Origin of the sequence: Flavobacterium salmonis (assembly GCF_903819435.1) — a bacterium.
GTDB lineage: Bacteria > Bacteroidota > Bacteroidia > Flavobacteriales > Flavobacteriaceae > Flavobacterium > Flavobacterium chungangense.
On record NZ_CAIJDP010000063.1, the window covers coordinates 1 to 18,132 of the forward strand.

The 18,132-nt window shown below is 33.6% G+C and carries 17 protein-coding genes; 9 read left to right on the forward strand and 8 right to left on the reverse strand.

Translation table 11 applies throughout. The features are described 5' to 3' along the window. Both FLACHUCJ7_RS08965 and FLACHUCJ7_RS08970 read right to left on the reverse strand, forming a co-directional pair. Window positions 1-3,051, reverse strand: a 3,051-nt coding sequence (locus tag FLACHUCJ7_RS08965) for a beta strand repeat-containing protein (protein WP_394367948.1), incomplete at its 3' end; no start/stop codon positions are given. 594 nt (window positions 3,052-3,645) lie between these two features. After that, window positions 3,646-4,206, reverse strand: coding sequence for a hypothetical protein (locus FLACHUCJ7_RS08970; RefSeq protein ID WP_180908661.1), 561 nt, complete (start codon window positions 4,204-4,206; stop codon window positions 3,646-3,648). Between the two features lie 179 nt (window positions 4,207-4,385). Between FLACHUCJ7_RS08970 and FLACHUCJ7_RS08975 the strand changes: the two genes are divergently transcribed. Further along, on the forward strand, window positions 4,386-4,796 hold the full coding sequence (locus FLACHUCJ7_RS08975) for a helix-turn-helix domain-containing protein (protein ID WP_180908662.1): 411 nt from the start codon (window positions 4,386-4,388) through the stop codon (window positions 4,794-4,796). Between the two features lie 159 nt (window positions 4,797-4,955). On the opposite strand, the gene FLACHUCJ7_RS08980 is transcribed toward FLACHUCJ7_RS08975, so the two are convergent. Then, on the reverse strand, window positions 4,956-5,648 hold the full coding sequence (locus FLACHUCJ7_RS08980) for a hypothetical protein (protein WP_180908663.1): 693 nt from the start codon (window positions 5,646-5,648) through the stop codon (window positions 4,956-4,958). Window positions 5,649-6,765: 1,117 nt separating this feature from the next. On the opposite strand from FLACHUCJ7_RS08980, the gene FLACHUCJ7_RS08985 reads away from it, so the two are divergent. The 6 genes from FLACHUCJ7_RS08985 to FLACHUCJ7_RS09010 all read left to right on the forward strand — a co-directional run bounded on the left by FLACHUCJ7_RS08985 (window position 6,766) and on the right by FLACHUCJ7_RS09010 (window position 11,036). Further along, complete coding sequence (locus FLACHUCJ7_RS08985; RefSeq protein ID WP_180908664.1) at window positions 6,766-7,005, forward strand: hypothetical protein; 240 nt, start codon at window positions 6,766-6,768, stop codon at window positions 7,003-7,005. Between the two features lie 564 nt (window positions 7,006-7,569). Then, window positions 7,570-7,815, forward strand: a complete 246-nt coding sequence (locus tag FLACHUCJ7_RS08990; protein WP_180908665.1) for a ribbon-helix-helix domain-containing protein — start codon at window positions 7,570-7,572, stop codon at window positions 7,813-7,815. Then, entirely contained in the window at window positions 7,808-8,086 is a 279-nt protein-coding gene (locus tag FLACHUCJ7_RS08995; RefSeq protein ID WP_180908666.1) for a type II toxin-antitoxin system RelE/ParE family toxin, read from the forward strand. Before FLACHUCJ7_RS08990 ends, FLACHUCJ7_RS08995 begins: the two co-directional genes overlap by 8 nt. A gap of 128 nt (window positions 8,087-8,214) precedes the next feature. Beyond that, complete coding sequence (locus FLACHUCJ7_RS09000) at window positions 8,215-8,631, forward strand: acyl-CoA thioesterase (protein WP_180908667.1); 417 nt, start codon at window positions 8,215-8,217, stop codon at window positions 8,629-8,631. 223 nt (window positions 8,632-8,854) lie between these two features. Continuing rightward, window positions 8,855-10,003 (forward strand): helix-turn-helix domain-containing protein, encoded by a 1,149-nt coding sequence (locus tag FLACHUCJ7_RS09005; protein ID WP_180908668.1) that lies wholly within the window; start codon window positions 8,855-8,857, stop codon window positions 10,001-10,003. A gap of 142 nt (window positions 10,004-10,145) precedes the next feature. Further along, window positions 10,146-11,036, forward strand: coding sequence for an alpha/beta fold hydrolase (locus tag FLACHUCJ7_RS09010; RefSeq protein WP_180908669.1), 891 nt, complete (start codon window positions 10,146-10,148; stop codon window positions 11,034-11,036). Window positions 11,037-11,104: 68 nt separating this feature from the next. Here FLACHUCJ7_RS09010 and FLACHUCJ7_RS09015 read toward each other — a convergent pair whose 3' ends face one another. Further along, window positions 11,105-11,782 carry a hypothetical protein gene (locus FLACHUCJ7_RS09015; protein WP_180908670.1) on the reverse strand — a complete coding sequence of 226 codons (678 nt, stop codon included), beginning with the start codon at window positions 11,780-11,782 and terminating at the stop codon, window positions 11,105-11,107. 82 nt (window positions 11,783-11,864) lie between these two features. Beyond that, window positions 11,865-12,245 carry a hypothetical protein gene (locus tag FLACHUCJ7_RS09020; RefSeq protein WP_180908671.1) on the reverse strand — a complete coding sequence of 127 codons (381 nt, stop codon included), beginning with the start codon at window positions 12,243-12,245 and terminating at the stop codon, window positions 11,865-11,867. A 57-nt stretch (window positions 12,246-12,302) separates the two neighbouring features. Here FLACHUCJ7_RS09020 and FLACHUCJ7_RS09025 point away from each other — a divergent pair, with 57 nt between their 5' ends. After that, window positions 12,303-13,793, forward strand: coding sequence for a S41 family peptidase (locus FLACHUCJ7_RS09025; protein WP_180908672.1), 1,491 nt, complete (start codon window positions 12,303-12,305; stop codon window positions 13,791-13,793). 489 nt (window positions 13,794-14,282) lie between these two features. Beyond that, on the forward strand, window positions 14,283-14,693 hold the full coding sequence (locus FLACHUCJ7_RS09030) for a helix-turn-helix domain-containing protein (RefSeq protein ID WP_180908673.1): 411 nt from the start codon (window positions 14,283-14,285) through the stop codon (window positions 14,691-14,693). A 401-nt stretch (window positions 14,694-15,094) separates the two neighbouring features. Here FLACHUCJ7_RS09030 and FLACHUCJ7_RS09035 read toward each other — a convergent pair whose 3' ends face one another. The 3 genes from FLACHUCJ7_RS09035 to FLACHUCJ7_RS09045 all read right to left on the reverse strand — a co-directional run. Continuing rightward, window positions 15,095-15,739 (reverse strand): hypothetical protein, encoded by a 645-nt coding sequence (locus FLACHUCJ7_RS09035; RefSeq protein ID WP_180908674.1) that lies wholly within the window; start codon window positions 15,737-15,739, stop codon window positions 15,095-15,097. 485 nt (window positions 15,740-16,224) lie between these two features. Next, complete coding sequence (locus FLACHUCJ7_RS09040) at window positions 16,225-16,950, reverse strand: hypothetical protein (protein WP_180908675.1); 726 nt, start codon at window positions 16,948-16,950, stop codon at window positions 16,225-16,227. Between the two features lie 35 nt (window positions 16,951-16,985). After that, window positions 16,986-18,132, reverse strand: a 1,147-nt coding sequence (locus FLACHUCJ7_RS09045) for an RHS repeat domain-containing protein (RefSeq protein ID WP_180908676.1), incomplete at its 5' end; no start/stop codon positions are given.

Below are 18,132 nucleotides of genomic sequence, written 5' to 3' on the forward strand. Positions count from 1 at the left end.
CTCACAAATTGCTGTTGTTGAAGTGGTATTGCTGGCTGTGCCTGCAAATACATTCACAGTAAAAGTAACATCTGAAGTGGTAGCCCCGCATGATCCGTTGGCGGCAACTGTATAACGAACCGTTACCGGAGTATTGGCTGCTACGTCTGCCGGGGTATAAGTCGTTCCTGAAATGCTTCCGCCTCCCGAAACTACCGACCAGGTTCCGCCTGCAGGCGTAGCGGATAAGGCTTTGGTCGTGTTTTCACAAATTGCTGTTGTTGTGGTAGTATTATTGGCTGTGCCTGCAAATACATTCACCGTAAAAGTAACATCTGAAGTGGTAGCCCCGCATGATCCGTTCGCTGCAACCGTATAACGAACCGTTACCGGAGTATCGGCTGCCACGTCTGCCGGGGTATAAGTCGTTCCTGAAATGCTTCCGCCTCCTGAAACTACCGACCAGGTTCCGCCTGCAGGTGTAGCTGACAAGGCTTTGGTCGTGTTTTCACAAATTGCTGTTGTTGTGGTAATATTATTGGCTGTGCCTGCAAAAGGGTTCACAGTAAATATAACATCTGAAGTGGTAGCCGCACATGATCCGTTCGCAGCCACTGTATAACGAACCGTTACCGGAGTATTGGCTGCTACGTCTGCCGGGGTATAAGTCGTTCCTGAAATGCTTCCGCCTCCTGAAACTACCGACCAGCTTCCTCCTGCCGGAGTTGCGGATAAGGATTTGGTGGTATTCTCGCAAATTGCTGTTGTTGTAGTGGTATTATTAGCTGTGCCTGCAAATACATTCACAGTAAATGTTACATCTGAAGTGGTAGCCCCGCATGATCCGTTCGCAGCCACTGTATAACGAACCGTTACCGGAGTATTGGCTGCTACGTCTGCTGGGGTATAAGTCGTTCCTGAAATGCTTCCGCCTCCTGAAACTACCGACCAGCTTCCTCCTGCCGGTGTTGCGGATAAGGCTTTGGTGGTATTCTCACAAATTGCTGTTGTTGTAGTGGTATTATTGGCTGTGCCTGCAAATACATTCACCGTAAAAGTAACATCTGAAGTGGTAGCCCCGCATGATCCGTTGGCGGCAACTGTATAACGAACCGTTACCGGAGTATCGGCTGCTACGTCTGCTGGTGTATAAGTCGTTCCTGAAATGCTTCCGCCTCCTGAAACTACTGACCAGCTTCCGCCTGCCGGTGTTGCAGATAAGGCTTTGGTGGTATTCTCGCAAATTGCTGTTGTTGTAGTGGTATTATTGGCTGTGCCTGCAAATGCATTGACAGTGAATGTTACATCAGAACTTCTAGCGGCACATGATCCGTTGGCGGCAATCGTATAACGAACCGTTACCGGAGTATCGGCTGCTACGTCTGCAGGGGTATAAGTCGTACCCGAAATGCTCCCCCCTCCTGAAAATACTGACCACGTTCCTCCAGCCGGAGTAGCGGATAAGGCTTTGGTCGTGTTTTCGCAGATAGCAGTTGTAGTAGTAGTATTGTTTGGTGCTCCAGCAGTGCTGTTTACAACCACAGTCCTTGTAACGGATATTGCAAGACTGCATGTTCCATTGCTTACATTAGTTAAATTTAAAGTAGTATTAGGTGAAACTCCTAATGTCGTTACAGTTACAGTTCCTCCTGAACCTATTGTTGCTGTACCTGAAACTGCTCCTGTGTAAGTGACTACATTTCCTGCTGTACCTGTAATCGTGAAAACGGCATCGCTCCCTGAACAAATTGGAGTTGGCGAAGTTAAAGTTGGTGTGGTTAAAACACACAAATTAGCCACTCTGGAAGTAGGACCACAAGCTAAATTACTTTGTTTAACTAAATCTCTATATTTATAGCTATTCATTGCTGCAGTAGCCGCCGTAATAGTCAAAGTACCAGTTGTTGCTCCTGAATAAACACCACCATTAGTAATGTTAGTCCAGGTAGTACCATTATTTGTGCTCACTTGCCATTGATGCTCTGTTGTTCCGGAACCTGAGGTTGTAACAGTGGTTGTAAATGTTATATTTCCGCCTGCAAGTACAGATTGATCTGCAGGTGTTGCAGAATTTAAAACACTTGAAACACCACCACCAACAGTTGCATTTGCATAATTTCCTGAATAAGTGGCCGCAACCGGTCCGGTTACAAGCCCTGTACTGTTAACCGTTGGAGTTCCTACACCATAAACACCTCCATCATTACCATCGGCAGAAGCTAAATGATAATACTCGTTAGCATCTGAACAGCCGTCGTTATCAGAATCTAAATCAAATTTATTTGGAATAGTATCAAGATCAGTATCACACATGCCCGTTAAACTGGCATTATCAAAATTTATAGCATTATCCATTGATACAACATACGAATAAGTACCAGCAGGCAAACTCACTACGCCTTCAATAAAAGTCCAGCTAGTATTATTTGTAACTGAAATATTTCCAGTTGTAGCTCTTACGGTCCCACCGATTCCGGTTCCATCTACAATTCTTATAGATCCTACACCTGTAGCCGGATTAGAGTCTCCAAACGCCCTGTTCCTTGAAGAGAAAAAACCACTAAACGTTAATATCGTATTTCCTGTTCCTGTAATTGTAAAAGTTTGATAAAAATCATTTGCACCATTTGCTATATCCAAATATCGTTGATACGTATTAACATTTGCTAAGCCAGGATCTGCACTACTTTGTGGTCCAAATCCACTTGGATAAGTATAGGGTCCCGGTCCATCAACCCGAACTACATTTGCCTGATTACCTGTACCCAGAACCCATGGCGCAATATTTGCACCTACATTATTTCCATCAAGCGGTGTAGTAACATTTTCAAAACTCCCCGATAAAATTAAATTATTACACTCATCAGTATCCAAAATTCCATCATTATCATCATCCAAATCCTGGGAATTTACGATACCATCTCCGTCAAAATCATCCGAAGGACCTGTTTGGGCTTTTGCCGAAACAACAAAACATAATAGTATAGCAATTAGGGTTGTTTTTGAAATTAAAACTGATTTTAATTTTTCTGTCAAATTGATGTTTACTATTCTGTCGTTACAAAAAGACAATGCATTTTTTTTGTAAAAAATAAGAAACACATTAAAAAAAGTCAATTTAAAGTAATTAAGCACTTTGAAAGTAAAATTATACATAGGCGTTTATGGTTTGGCAAGGGAATTAAAATCCAAAATAATTTTTTAGAAAAGGATAGCTTTTTGAAAGGAAGAATAAAGCACTACTCGCATACAAATTATATTTTTGTGAAAGCGATTGAGGCTTAATTATACAAGTATCATAAAATTAAAATAGGTTCTAAGAATAGTTTTTAGTTTAATAATCAGTAGTTTGAGTTGGACAAAACTAAATAAACCTTAAAATAATAACTATGTTAGTCGGTAATCTACTTGAATAAACGTCGAAATACATTTTTCAAAAATAACATGTAGCTTTTTATTTACACAAAAATGTTAATCACCAATGTTTACAAGGTAATTATTGACCCCATGGAAATTTAATTTTAGATAAAATACATCTATTTACTTTGTAACCACAAAAAAAGACTCCTAAAGAATAAAAATGCCGAAGCTTTGAAGAATAGATAAAAAACGTACCCTTTCTGAAGTTTTCATAATATCGTGTTTTGAAGTTAACCAGAGGATATTTTATTCGTTTACAGGGATAATTTCTTCTTCTTTTTCAATCTTTTCAATGCCTCTTTCGCCCATAATCTGCCCGGCATCGAGCATTCTGATTAAATGGATATAGCACGTTACGAGATCATAATCAAGCTCTTCTGTATGGGGAGACAATGAGATCTGGACGATTTCGTAGAGAAAAAAAGTAAACTCTTCGGGAGTTTTCTCTTCAAATGCGCTTTGGAATACCAAAAAAGGATTCGCGTATTCTTCTTTACTGAGAGAAGCCAGCTGCGTTATGGACTGATAATCGCCCGAACTTTTCACTTTCCATTTTCTGCTTTTTCTGTTTAAGCAATAACACACTTTGATAAAAGAGCATACAGCAGTGTAGAAAACAAAAATTTCGCATGGATTGTCTTGTTTGTATATCTTGCTCCTGTGGCAATGCATGACCACATCACTCAACATCTGCTTGTAGTAATCGAGTTGGGCAAAGTCAAAAAAAGAGTAAAGAGCCTCAAGTGGATTTTCTGCTTCATAGGCTGCCCAAAAATTAGTGTCAAAGTATATCTTATTCTTTTTCATGGCGGGAAAATTTAAAATTTACAAGCGAAGTTCTACTCTTTCAAAAGGATAAACTATTCCGGATTTGGATATACTATCTGACAAAGGGATATTTTACAGATATTTTTTTATCTTTGAAATTCAGACTTTTTAATGCAGATGGCTTTATCTTTGAGCCTCTGGAAAACTAACACTCATTTATGGAACAGAAAATTCATCAGGGAAGAAACGTAAAACGTTTTAGAGAAATGCTTAACATCAAGCAGGAAGCATTGGCTTATGATCTGGGTGAAGACTGGAACCAAAAGAAAATTTCTATGCTGGAGCAAAAAGATGTAATTGAAGACAATCTGTTGAAACAAATCTCTGCTGTATTGAAAATTCCTGTTGAAGCTTTTCAGAATTTTGATGAGGAGCAAGCGATAAATATTATTTCTAATACTTTTACAAGTAATGATACATCAACATTAAATGCAGTTAACCCAAACTGTACATTTAATCCAATTGATAAAATTGTTCAATTATATGATGAAAAGATTGCTTTATATGAGCGTATGTTGAAAGAGAAGGATGAAATGATGGTTAGGCTTGAGAAATTGATTGGTAAATAGTTATTTATAAAAGATATATGAGGCTGTCCGAAAAGTCGAAGCTAGCCTCTGAGAATTGCATAAATGAAATTCGTCTCCAATAGGAGTCGAAATATTTTAGTATAAAAAAGAGGCAGTCCATACTTTTCGGACAGCCTCATTAAATACTGTTTTTGTTACTCAAAATATTTTTTTTATTTTTTGGACATTTTTTTGTATATCCTGTAAATGCATTACACTTTTACTTTTACTACTCCAATCTTTCTTAATCGAAGCCCATTCCTTTTCTGAAATTTCTTGAATTAAGGGTGTAATTTGATAATATTTAGTTTCTTTTTTGGTCAGTACATTTGTATATGATATTTCAATGTAACTTTTTATTTGAGTATATCCATAATCCCAAATTAATTGTCTTGTCAGTAGTTCATTTTTACTGCAATTTTTATTATCAAATTCATATATTAAACCTTCATTTTGTCCTGTTGATCTTCCTTCAATATCAACGTATTCCATTAACGGAATATTTATTTCAGCACTATTTTCTCTTTTAACAATATTTAAATATGCGTATTGTTTTTCAATTTCAAAATTTGATATACTACTATTATTATTTAATACAGTCCATTTACTAACATTCTCTATTCCTGAAGAATCATTGACTGTTTGTATCTTTCTAATCTCTAAACTTGGTGTATTTTCCATTTTCATAATACCTGTTTGGGTATTAGATATAATATTAGCTTGATTAGCAATATTATTAGCTTGGAAAGAAACAAAAATACTTGTACTAGTTAATACAACGGCTGTTAAAACTTCTAAAAATATTTTGTTTCGTTCTAGCAAATTTCTAAAGAGAACAATTTTATTTTTCATTTTTATGGTTAAATTTAAATCGCTAAAGTAGTAAATAATGAAAAATATTAATCTAGTAAAAATACTTGATTATTAAATAATCATATATATCCCAATCGCGCAGATTTGTAATCCATGCCCGCAAAGTATATCTTAACAGATTTAATAAAATCCAGTTTTTAACTATATACTTTTATATCAGTTTTTATTAATATTAGGAACGGGCACGGAAAGAATTTAAACGCTATTATTGCTTAATCAAGTTCGAAAAAACGATTTCACCCGCTACTAAGTAAAGCTTCAGAGAAATCTGGAGTTTTTTTTGTTTTGTGAACTTTCGTTTACAGTATTTTTTTGAATCAATCCCAAAACCTTTGGAGTAAGAAAATTATTAAAACGTTCATTTCGAGTATTTTTGTGCAGAAAAACGGAACCAAAAGTGTATAATGAACTATACTCAATGATAATTTTTCTGTTATTAATACAATTTTCTATCGAAAACACTAGTAACTGACGAAAATTGATCATCAAAAACTAATTACACTGATAATTCCAATTGTTTTAAATCCCAAAATGTTTGCCACGCTATGTGACTTTTTCCTTGTAATTGATGAAGTTCTGTGTTAATACTTGCTATGGCTATTTAGTTTGTTTTACTGGCATGTTTGTGTAGGTCTATGTTTTTTTGTTATCCAGAATGATTTAAAATGATTTTTTTATTCCAGTTTCTAATTTTATTCAAAATCGCATAGCGTTTATTTAATTATATCTTAATTACTAGTGCTTTATGTGGAAAAATAGCCTCGTTATAATTTCTAACTCTCTCATGGGTGTAAATTCCCGTCTTATGTCATTTTTTTATTCTAGATTTTACTTCTGTTGTAATTTTAGAATAGAAAACAAAAAGAAAGCTAGTGCAATTTATTTTCAACATTCGTTTCTAATTAATTTTCTCAATAACATAACCTAAATGTGTTTACATGATTTATAAAACTTTGTTTATTGGGATGTTTTCGAGGAAACAATAAATTAAAAACAGTGGAGCAGAACCCACTTTAAAAAACGAACTGTTTCGCACAGTAAAAAGCGAAGGCGGAAACTGAAAAGTCTTATGAGTAAGTAATAAAACATAAAAAAAATGGCACAAATTATTAAAACAGGATTGGTCAACAAAACAGCAGAAGGACCTTTAGTTATTACTTTCGAAAGCCCTTTTGTTACTATGCCGGAAATTGTAGTCTCCCCTTTTTGGAAAAATGGTCCCGGACCGGTGGGTTCTGTTGAAACGATAACTTCAATTTCTTTGGAATCGTTTACAATAAATAGTAAAAATGCTGCATCAAATTACTTTGTTACCTGGATTGCAATTGCTGACTAGTATTGTCAATGCTCAATAATAACAGTTTCCTTTTTAAATTAAATTTTAAAAAGGAAACTGTTTTAATACCAATTTTAAAATATTATTCAGACCAAAAAGAGTCAAAAAAGAAACTATAAGGACAAGTTGATTTCACATTAGAGGTGATGACTTTTTGGGGTATATGGGTAATAAATTCACTTAGTTAATCTAATAAAAAAACCACTACTCAGTAAAGCTTCAGAGAAATCTGGAGCTTTTTTTGTTTTGTGAACTTTCGTTTACAGTATTTTTTTGAATCAATCCCAAAACCTTTTTGAGTAAGAAAATTATCCCGCTTCCCGAAGAGTTCTTATGAAAAGCTGTGCGAACGTCTTCTGACTTCGCACCCGCATAGAGAATAAACAAAGAGAAGTCTGTAAAAGTAATAGCATCACATTATAGAATGTTGGAACGGGTACGAAGTCGGGAGACTTCGAACAGCAGTAGGTTGTAAATCAACAATTAAAAACTATTTCATACTAATCTATTTTTAATTTCAAAGTTTTGGTGTAAATTTACACCAATCTAAAATTTGTATTATTTATGACACGTCAAAGTATATCCTTAACTGCCCCGAATGATGAGTGGTTGAAAAATCAGGTTCATACAGAAGAGTTTAGCAGTAAAAGTGAAGCTATTAACTATTTGATTAAGCAGGCTCGTTCACAAGAAGAATACTTTGAGTTTGTGAGAGCTAAAATAGATAAGGGAGAAAAAAGCGGATTTGCAAAAAAACAAACCAGAGAAGAAATGTTAGCCGAATTTAAAAAAGATCTGCCTAATGTATAGCTACTATTTAAGTAGTGAAGCCAAAGAAGATTTAAAAAGAATCTATTATTATGGTGTTAATAAGTTTGGTATTAATCAGGCTGACAGCTATTTTAATATGTTTTATGATTGTTTTGAAAAAATAGAGGAAAATCCTTTTTTATTTCCATCTGCAGATCATATTAAAAAAGGATATCGTTATTGTGTTTGTGGTGTTGATACTATTTACTACCAAATTAACGGAGATAAACGGGTAGAGATTATTACCATTATCGGAAGACAAGACTTTTGAAATAGTTTATTGAACGAAAAGAATTTCCAAGCTATCGTTGCGCATATACAAGCAATCGGGAATTTAGACCGCAATAATGCCAAAATATTTGCGTTTTTTATAAAAATTAAAACTCGATAATCAATACTATGGAATACTCAAAAAATTACACTGTTGTAGACAAACATATAGATGTACAAGGTATTATGGATGGCTTATATTACCCATTTTATATGGAGGAATGCCGCCATGATTATATTAGGGAAATTCTAGGTTTTGATTTCGTTCAACAGGCAGAAAATGGTGTATTTATGGTTTTATCAGAGTATAAAATCAAATTTATACGCTCCCTCAAAAAAGACGATAATTTTGATGTGACCTGTACTGTTTATACAGATGCTCAGGGATTACCAAGACTGCATTTTAAACAATCAATACTAAAAAATGGAAAAATAATGGCCTCAGCAGTATTTACAGGAACTTGTATTCCTGCAACCGGAGGAAGACCTTATTTACCTGAAGAATTGAAAGCAAATTTAACTGATGCCTCTTCATTGGAAGTTTAATATCTATAATAGAGTTAAACTACAATTTGCTTTTCAATAAATTAGCCTGCTCTCTAAAGTATTCCTTTCTAACACTGCGCAATCCCGAAAGCTTTCGGGACTGACTTTGCGCTGCCTATTCCTATGTTCATGAGAAAATAAAAAACAGTACTGCAAATATTTAGTATTTTTATCATTTTCAAAATACTTAAACTTACATACACGCTTAAAAAATTGGCTTTTAATGGATCAACTATTCAGCTTTTTTGTTGCAGGAACGACTTTATTACTGGCATTTTTAATCTTTGCAAATATTAATCAGCTAAACAGTCGGGTTAATCGATGGTTTGGCTTTTTTATTCTGTGTATTTTCCTGATTCAGTTTAATGATTTATTAGAGAAAACTGAGTTTATGAAAACAAGAATGCTCATAAATGATTTTCTTGGCTTAACAGATTTTATAGTTGCTCCTGTTTTTTATTTTAGTGTAATTTATTTTATTCAACCTAATAGAAAATGGCGAATCAAAGATAATTTTCATTTTGCCTTTGCTTTTATAATTTTTCTCTTGCTTTTACTTTCACTATTGGTTGATGTGCCTGCTCCAACTGCTACCGATAAAAAGAATGCTGTTTTAATTATAACTGTTTTTAATTTAATTTTTTGTCTACAGGTCATTCTCTACTGCATTGCAGCTTACAGAGAAATTACTTTCTATCAAAAGAATTTATTTTTGTACACTTCAAATGTATCTGCAATTAACTTAGCATGGCTACAAAAAGTAGTAGTTTGTGTGCTCATTATAACAGGTCTTTGGTTAATGGACAATTTCTTTAAATTGGCAAAAACCAATAGTTCATTCGATCTTTTTGCCAGTCTTTTTTATCTGATAGGCGTTTTTTTTATTGCTTATTATTCTTTAAAACAAAAAGAAATTCCAAGTCTTAATCAACAAGAAAAAAAAGAAATGGATGTAATTATACGGGAGAATTTCAATGTAGAGAGCAATGAGAAAAAACTAATTTCTGATATCAGTTTACAGGAAATGAAATCAGTTTTAATTGAGGTAATGAACAATCAAAAGCCTTTTTTGAACCCTGAATTGAGTTTATTCAAATTGGCTTCACAACTGGATATTTCATCTCATCAACTTTCGTACATTATTAATAAAGGTTTTAACGAAAATTTTTACCAATTTATTAATCGTTACCGGATCGAAGAAGCTAAAAAATTAATTCAGGATCCAAAAATGCAGCATTTGAATTTAATAGGAATTGCTTTTGAAGTGGGTTTCAATTCTAAAACAGTTTTTTATACAACTTTTAAGAAAAACACCAATCAAACTCCATCAGAATTTAAAAAAGCAAACGTCGCTTTAGCACAAATTCTCTAAGTTTTTTTAATTTTTGACCAATTATGAATTTGTAGATTATAGTTTATTTTAAAAGTAGTCCTGATTGATAAATCAGAACTTTTAAGTGGTAAATGATACTAATATTTGTATCAGATTTATTTAAAAAAAATAAAATACTACTATGAACTTTAAAAAAGAAACACGAAAATTAAAGCTAAACAAAATCATTAAATTTAGATTAAAATCTATTTTCATAATTACTTTTTCTGTCCTCTGTTGTATTTCATGCTCAGACGATAATAATGATCGTAAAGCAGAATATCCGGGAATTGCTGTAGACTTAGGAACCCATAAACTAATGGCATATACAGTATCAAAAAAATCAAACTATTTGGTTGTTTTCGAATCAGGTCTCGGCAATGATCATACCTCCTGGTACAGCACCGGAAAATCCTCAGAAATTATAACAATAGCTAATTTTCTGGATTCTGATGTTTTATTATACGATAGAGCCGGCTATGGAAAATCAGGTTTTAATACTGAGCCAAGGGATATTAATACATTAAGAAGTGAACTTGAAACTGTGATAAATCAATTTGCAAATGGCAGAAAAGTGGTACTCGTAGGACATTCATTAGGAGGTTTGATTATTAGAGATTATGCCATAAAAAATCCTGAAAAAGTTGCAGGATTAGTGTTTGTTGATGCTTCTCACGAAAAATACAATCATTATTCACAAGAACAGATAAACACCTATTACAACAATTATAAAATGGCTAATGGTGCAAATTCAGGCATAGCTTTAGAAACACTGCAATTAATTGAAGATTTTAAATATACAGCGACGCTGCCTAATTTGCCTGACGTTCCGGTTATGGCCATAACAAGTATGAAAACAGATGCGGAACATGACGCAGCCGATAGAAAATTATGGTACGACTCTAAGGAATCACTTAAGGAAGGAATTACTAATTTTAAACATATCACGACAATAAAATCCGGACATTTTATTCAACTTGAAGAGCCGGAACTTGTCCTGAACAATATTAAACTAATATTGTCAAAACTATAAGTTATAAAAGAGGCTGTCCGAAAAGTAAGGACAGCCTTTTTGTTTACTTTAATTATATTATCTCTGCTTTAAATAACTATTTTTCGTTTAATTTTACGTTCAATTTCTGGTAACACTTTGTCATTTAAAAGGTTATTCATACTTTCTTCAATATTTGGAAAATTTGGAGGACTAAGTATATTTTTCTTTTTAATATTGCTAATATTCCCAACATTAAAATTTGAAACTTCTTCATTTGTTTCTAAATTTATAAAATCATTCCTTAAAAATATATTTGTTCTTTTATCTCCATTAATATATCCTGCTTTTTCAAATTCAATTCCAAATTGGCCATTAACAACAAGCAAATAGTCTAAATTGTATTTTGTTTTTGTATTTTTCAAATAATCGCTTGTATATTCTTGTTTTTCGTAAACATAATTTGGGTAATTTCCTCCACTAATAATTGTATCTTTTATTTGAATAATTTCAACATTAAATGAAGCTAAATTTTTTAAATATGCGTTAATTATTCTTTCCGTTGGGTTCCCTTTTCCTGTCTCTAAAAACTTATAAGCACCATAAAACATATCCTTTTTGTCTACGTTTGATTTTTCAATCGTATTAGACATTGCTTGTCTGGTTATTCTGTACGGACCATTTATATTAAAAATTACACCTATTTTTTTCTTTTCAAAATTTTGCGAATAGCTAAAATTAAAAAGTGCTGCTATAAATAGAATAAGAAAGATTTTTTTTTGTTTCATTTTTTATTTAATTAGTATTGATTATAACGAATAAACCATTTATTGTCTAAAACATTTACTATTAGATGATCTGCTTTTTCAATTACTCAGTGATTAATTTGAATTTTACAGGTTGAAAAAATATATTGGAATTTTTCTCAAAATAAATTCCATTTTCTTTTTTATCTAATTTTACTTCGTAATTATGAATTAGGGTAGTTTGTGCAATCACATTTACCTGGTAAGTATCTCCAATTTTGTTTTCTTTGGATATATTCTGAACAATACCATTAATTACTACCGATTTAGGAACAACGGCAGCGTCATTTAATTTAAAACTAACTACATATCCTCTCTCATTATTCCTGTTATAACTTTTATACGTTTGGTTTTTAATCTCTAAAAGTTGTCCGGAGCAGGAAAAAAGAAAAAAAACTCCGAAATAAAATAATAAAAAGACGGCTTTTGGAATACTATTTTTCATACTTTTAGCGTTTTTATACCCACAAATTTAACTTAAATTAAACGATTGAAAAAAATAATGAAATTAAAATATATTGTTACAACATTACTTGTAGGATTGACCTTTACAGCTTGCAGCAAGGATTCTGATTCTAATGAAACTACAACTACCCAGCCAGACGAGATTAACAACTTTGTCTGGAAAGCTATGAATTCCTGGTACTACTGGCAACCCAACGTTGCCAATTTGTCCGACAGCAAAATCGCTTCTACCGCATCATATAACAATTTTATTAACGGAAAAACTCCCGATGCGCTTTTTTATTCACTTCTATATCAAAGAGGAACTGTCGATAGATTTTCCTGGATTGAAAACAGTAATGAAATAGTACAGGTTTCAAAAATCGCAGAAGTCGAAAAACAAGGTGGTTTTAGCTATGGAATTTATCCTAAAGACGCATCCAATACAAATATGGTAGCTTTAATTAACTACACTGTACCTGGCTCACCAGCAGCTTTGGCGGGATTGAAAAGAGGTGACGTTATTACAAAAATAAATGGAAGCCAGCTTACTGCAAGTAATTATGCCCAACTAGAAAACACACAATTCACCATTACTCTGGCAGCAAGTGTGCAAATTACAAGCAGTAGTATGGTAACCACAGACAAAGCAGGAACTCTGACTGTAACAAAAGCCGAAATTGACGAAAACCCTGTTGCTTATTACGAAAAGAAAGTATATGGAGCAAAGAACATTGGTTATCTGGTTTTTAATGCTTTTAAATCCGATTATAATGACGAACTCAACGCGGCTTTCGCTAAAATGAAATCGGATGGAATTAACGAATTGGTTTTAGATTTAAGATACAATGGAGGCGGTTCATTAGAAACTGCAGTTGCTCTGGCGCAAATGATTAATGGCAGTTTTACCAATAAACCCTATATTTACTTAGACTTCAATAATAAGCACAATAGTGAAGACGGCTATGAAAATCTTTCCGAAAAAGTAAACATTTTTAACCTGGTTGATAACGAACCCACTTTTCAGAGAGAAGAAAGTATAAACAGCCTTGCTTTGACCAAAATATATGTGCTGGTAAGTTTTCAAACTGCTTCTGCCAGTGAACTCACTATACAATGTCTAAAAAAATACATTAACGTAGTCACAATAGGCGAAGAAACTGTTGGTAAATTTGTAGGATCCAACACACTATACGATTCTCCTGCTTATAATTATATCTCGTATGCCAATCGAAGTACTAAACACAAATGGCAATTGCAACCCATTACCTTTTCATATTATAACAAAGATAAAGACGCAAATCCAGCGAAAATTACACCTGATTACGAAATCAATCCTTATAGTATTTTCTTAAATCTGGTTGAATTTGGAAACGAAAAAGATCCTTCTTTGAAGAAAGCTCTCGAATTAATTACAGGCCAAACCATGCGAACTACAGCAAAAACCACCAATCCTTCTTTGTCGATTGGCAATCTTGCTGCATTCAACCCTACAAATACTGCCAAAGGTTTATATATCGAGGATTTTAAAAGGTTGAAAAAACAATAAACAGCAATGAAATTAAAATCATGAATTCCCAACTCTCCGAAGTGTTCTTTTCTAACGCGGCTTTTCATAAGGAACTCTTCGGAACTAGGTTGTTGAAAACTTCTCCGCCAACGGGTTTTATTTTCTCATGAAGAGATGAATAGTAAGTGCAAAGCAGGTCCCGAAAGCTTTCGGGATTGCACAGCATTAGAAAGGAACACTTCGGAGAGGGAAATAATTTCTATTGGATTTTTTCAGAAAAGAAGCCGAAGATTTTCTGTTTCATAGGTTGCCCAAAAATTAGTTTTAAAGTATATCTTATTCTTTTTCGAAGGGGGAAGATTTAAAATTCACAAGTGAAGTTCTACTCTTTCAAAAGGATAAACTATTCCGGATTTGGATATACGATCTGACAAAGGGATATTTTACAGATATTTTTTTATCTTTGAAATTCAGACTTTTTAATGCAGATGGCTTTATCTTTGAGCCTTCAGAAAACTAACACTCATTATGGAACAGAAAATTCATCAGGGAAGAAACGTAAAACGTTTTAGAGAAATGCTTAACATAAAGCAGGAAGCATTGGCTTATGATCTGGGTGAAGACTGGAACCAAAAGAAAATTTCTATGCTGGAGCAGAAAGATGTTATTGAAGACAACCTGCTTAAACAGATCTCTTCTGTATTGAAAATTCCTGTGGAAGCTTTTCAGAATTTTGATGAGGAACAGGCGGTAAATATTATTTCGAATACGTTTAATATTGAAAAAGAGGCTTACATAGGTAACGCTAAGCCTGTATTTAACATCAATCCATTGGACGAATTAAAAAAACTTCACGAAGAAAAAATTGCGTTATATGAGCGTATGCTGAAAGAGAAGGATGAAATGATGGCGAGGCTTGAAAAGCTAATCAGTAAATAATCGACACTATTTTTGGGCAGTTCATTTTTAAAGGGGATTCTCATTAGAACACTATAGAGAGCAGGGTGTTGGCACAACAGTTAACCATTTTATAAAGTATACTAAAATAAGTTTGATATAAAAGTAAAACCTCGCAAATTGCGAGGTTTTACTTTTATATACTTTATAGAGACTCTTCGCGGGCACGGTTTGCAAAACCGCGCTATCGTTGCGTTGATATATCCGAGCGGTCGGACAGAGAAAACATTTCTGTTCTATCGTTGCGCATATCCGAGCGGTCGGGTTGTATTAATCGTGTAAATTCTGAAAACTCTTTGTCGGAAAAATTTTCCCTTTTAAAACTGATTGGCAGTTTGAGCGGTTGTGACTGCAATACCTCTTTGAGCTGAGAAAGTTTAAGCTTAATTCTCATAGTCTGTAGTATTTGTGCCGTTGCTGATAAAATCCCAATCTTCTCCGCTAAGACCTTCTTTGGACATGTAGAACAATCCAGCTTTGTATCGGTCATAAACACTTACATCGGTTCTGTCGTAGTTGAAGTAGTCCTGAATCTCCGTTACAATCTGCTCATGAAGATTCTTATCTTCTATGTGGATGACAAAATGATTGTGACAGCCTTTTCGGTTTGGGAACGGTTCAGTTGTAAAGAACAGTCGGATTTCTGTTGATGCTCCGTATTTTTGGCTCAGATAATCATAAAGTCCGTGCATCTGCTTAAAACAGCTTGTCTTATTGCGGTCTGTTTTGTACGCTATCGTAAAGAAAAAACTCCAGTCCATCTGCCAGAAGGTATGTTGCAGGCTCTGTTTATCAGCCAGACAGTCTATGAGGTTTCTCATCGATTGATTTTCTTGTCTCAGAGCTTTATTTTCATCAAACATGATTTCACTGTCAAAATATCTCGCATGGTCAGCAGGGAACATTCTTTTTCCGTTTCTTAGGTTGGTTTCAGCAAATAGTTCTTCATTCTTTTTGTAGAATCTGTAAATAGTACTTTTACTTGATTTTGTACTTTTTATAAATGTTTTTATATTTTCATATTTCATTCTGTTAGTTGGTTAGTATTTCGTTATTGGCAGATACAGGAACTCCATACAAGGAGATTAGTCAAGCATCTTTATAATAAATACTAACAAACTTTCAAAAGTGTAGCTTTATGGCACTTTTTTTTGAAAAATATTTTTTTTTGTATGAAAATAGGTGTTCCAAAATGAGACAATGGTCGGTGGAACTTCAAAAATTAATACTATTTTCATTTACCTTATCAATGGTGTTGACTGAAATAGGTACACAAGCCCTATCACAGGGAGGTAATTTGAGGAACTAAATCGAGGAATTTAGTTTTGAAATAGCCGAAACAGGGAGGAGGTGGGAGCTTGAATCCTAATTTGCATTTTTTATAGGCCTTCCCAGCGGAAACAGGCTAATCTGGGTACATAATTTAGCTTTTTGGTACATTTAAAATAGCTATAATTGTAGTTATAAAAGACAAAAGCCACTCCGATGTGGAATGGCTTTTCTATGTTCAAGTCTAATTTGTTGTTTGAAATGATTTTATAAAATCAATATGTTCTTGTGATAAGACTGGGATGTTTTTGTATTTAGCGAGCTCTAAAAGATAGTTTAATTTAAGATTGAGATAGCCACTTTCATTATCAATATATGATTTAAATAATGTTCTATAGAAACTATATTCCTTGTTATCATTCTTACTTTTAAGAAAAGGAATCCAGTAAGTATTTAGTGTAAAAACTTTCTCAATTGCCCAATATGTTTCCGTATTATTCCTAAAGAACTCATCTAAATAAATACTAATAGCGAATATTTCTTTTTCAGAAAGATTTTCAACTCCAAATTCCTTAATTTTTTCATCAAGAATATCAATATTTGATAAGTTTTTCAAATCCAAATTAATATTAAATTTTTTTTCTAAATCTTTAGCATAATCATTTGCAGATTTTGTCATGTTTAATATCCGTTCTTGCTCACTTTCTCTAATATCTTCAGTTTCTAAATCAATTGAAAATCTTTTAACAGTTTCTATTTCTTTTAAATCTTTAATGTCTTTAAATAGAATACTGAATTTACTTATTGATGAATAAACCAAGAATTGATTGCCTTCCAACTTATAAACAGGACAATTATTTCTCTCCAAATTTTTAATAAGCTTTGGCTCCGATTTTGACATTAAGTTTCTAGCAAAATTTGAACTAACAATTTCAAATTTTTGCGAATACGATTTTAAACTCATACTCATAATTAGTATGTTTAATATTATTAGTTTTATACAACTCATAACTTTACTGGATTCCAATTAAATTGAAAAACGGGTGGAGTAGCTGGACTATTTTTATATCCAAAATCAACATGCATTGTTCCGTTATCCATTTTATATTGGGCTTGCCAATGTTGAATTGCGACACCTCGTGCTTTAGCGTAAACATACACATCTGGAGTAACACGACTATTGCTAGTAGTGACAATTGCCAAAAAAGCAGCTCCTGTTTTAGTTGCGGTGTACTTAAATTCATCAGCTAAACCATCAATAAAACCTTTAATTTGTTTATCCAATGTAACATTTTTATTTCTCGCTTTGACTTCCCACCAAATAGATTTCTCATAACGAACAAACATTAATTGTTTATAATTAAAATGTTCTCCATCCGCATAAGCATCGGGAATAGAAAGTGTAGAACGCTCTGAAACTCCTTCAAAATTAGCATCTTTTTCAAAATTCATCTCTCCAAACCTTATAAAAGCCTTTTCAAATAGTTTCCCAGCAAAATCTCCTATTTGATTATCAGATACTCCATATTTTTTTTGAACATAACTATTAAAAATATCAGCAGTTAATGGATTCCAATTAGATTCATCCAATGCTTCTTCTGCAGTTGCAGTCTTACCATCTTGGGTTCTATAACCACCTTCATCCCAATCATAATAAACATTGGCTGTTTGAGAACTTTCAGGTTTCATTCCATCTGGGTCAACATTTATTACTGGATTATTATAGCAGTAATTGTAAGGTGACCATCTTCTAGAAACTTCTGCCAGCGGGTCAACATTCATCCAACGTCCCAAAGCTGGGTCATAATTACGTGCTCCATAGTCGTAAAAGTTAAGCCCCAGCTCATCCTGCAGTTCCTTGCCGTTGTACTTATACTTATTCTCTACACCAATTTTCACAGTATTGTATCCTTCTTGTTTGAGTCCAAAAGAATAGTAATTGCTTTCCTCCTTGATGGCAAGGGTCTTGTCATAGCTCAAACGTACATTGCCCAAGTGATCTTTGTACTGGAATATATATTTATAAGAACTTGCTTCAGGTTCTACGTAGCCTTCGGCGGTCGGGAAGAATTTCAGTGCGCTGTTCTCATACTGATACCCTGCCAAATAATCGGTGGTGGTTACGGTAGCGCCCTGTGTGACCACTTTTTGT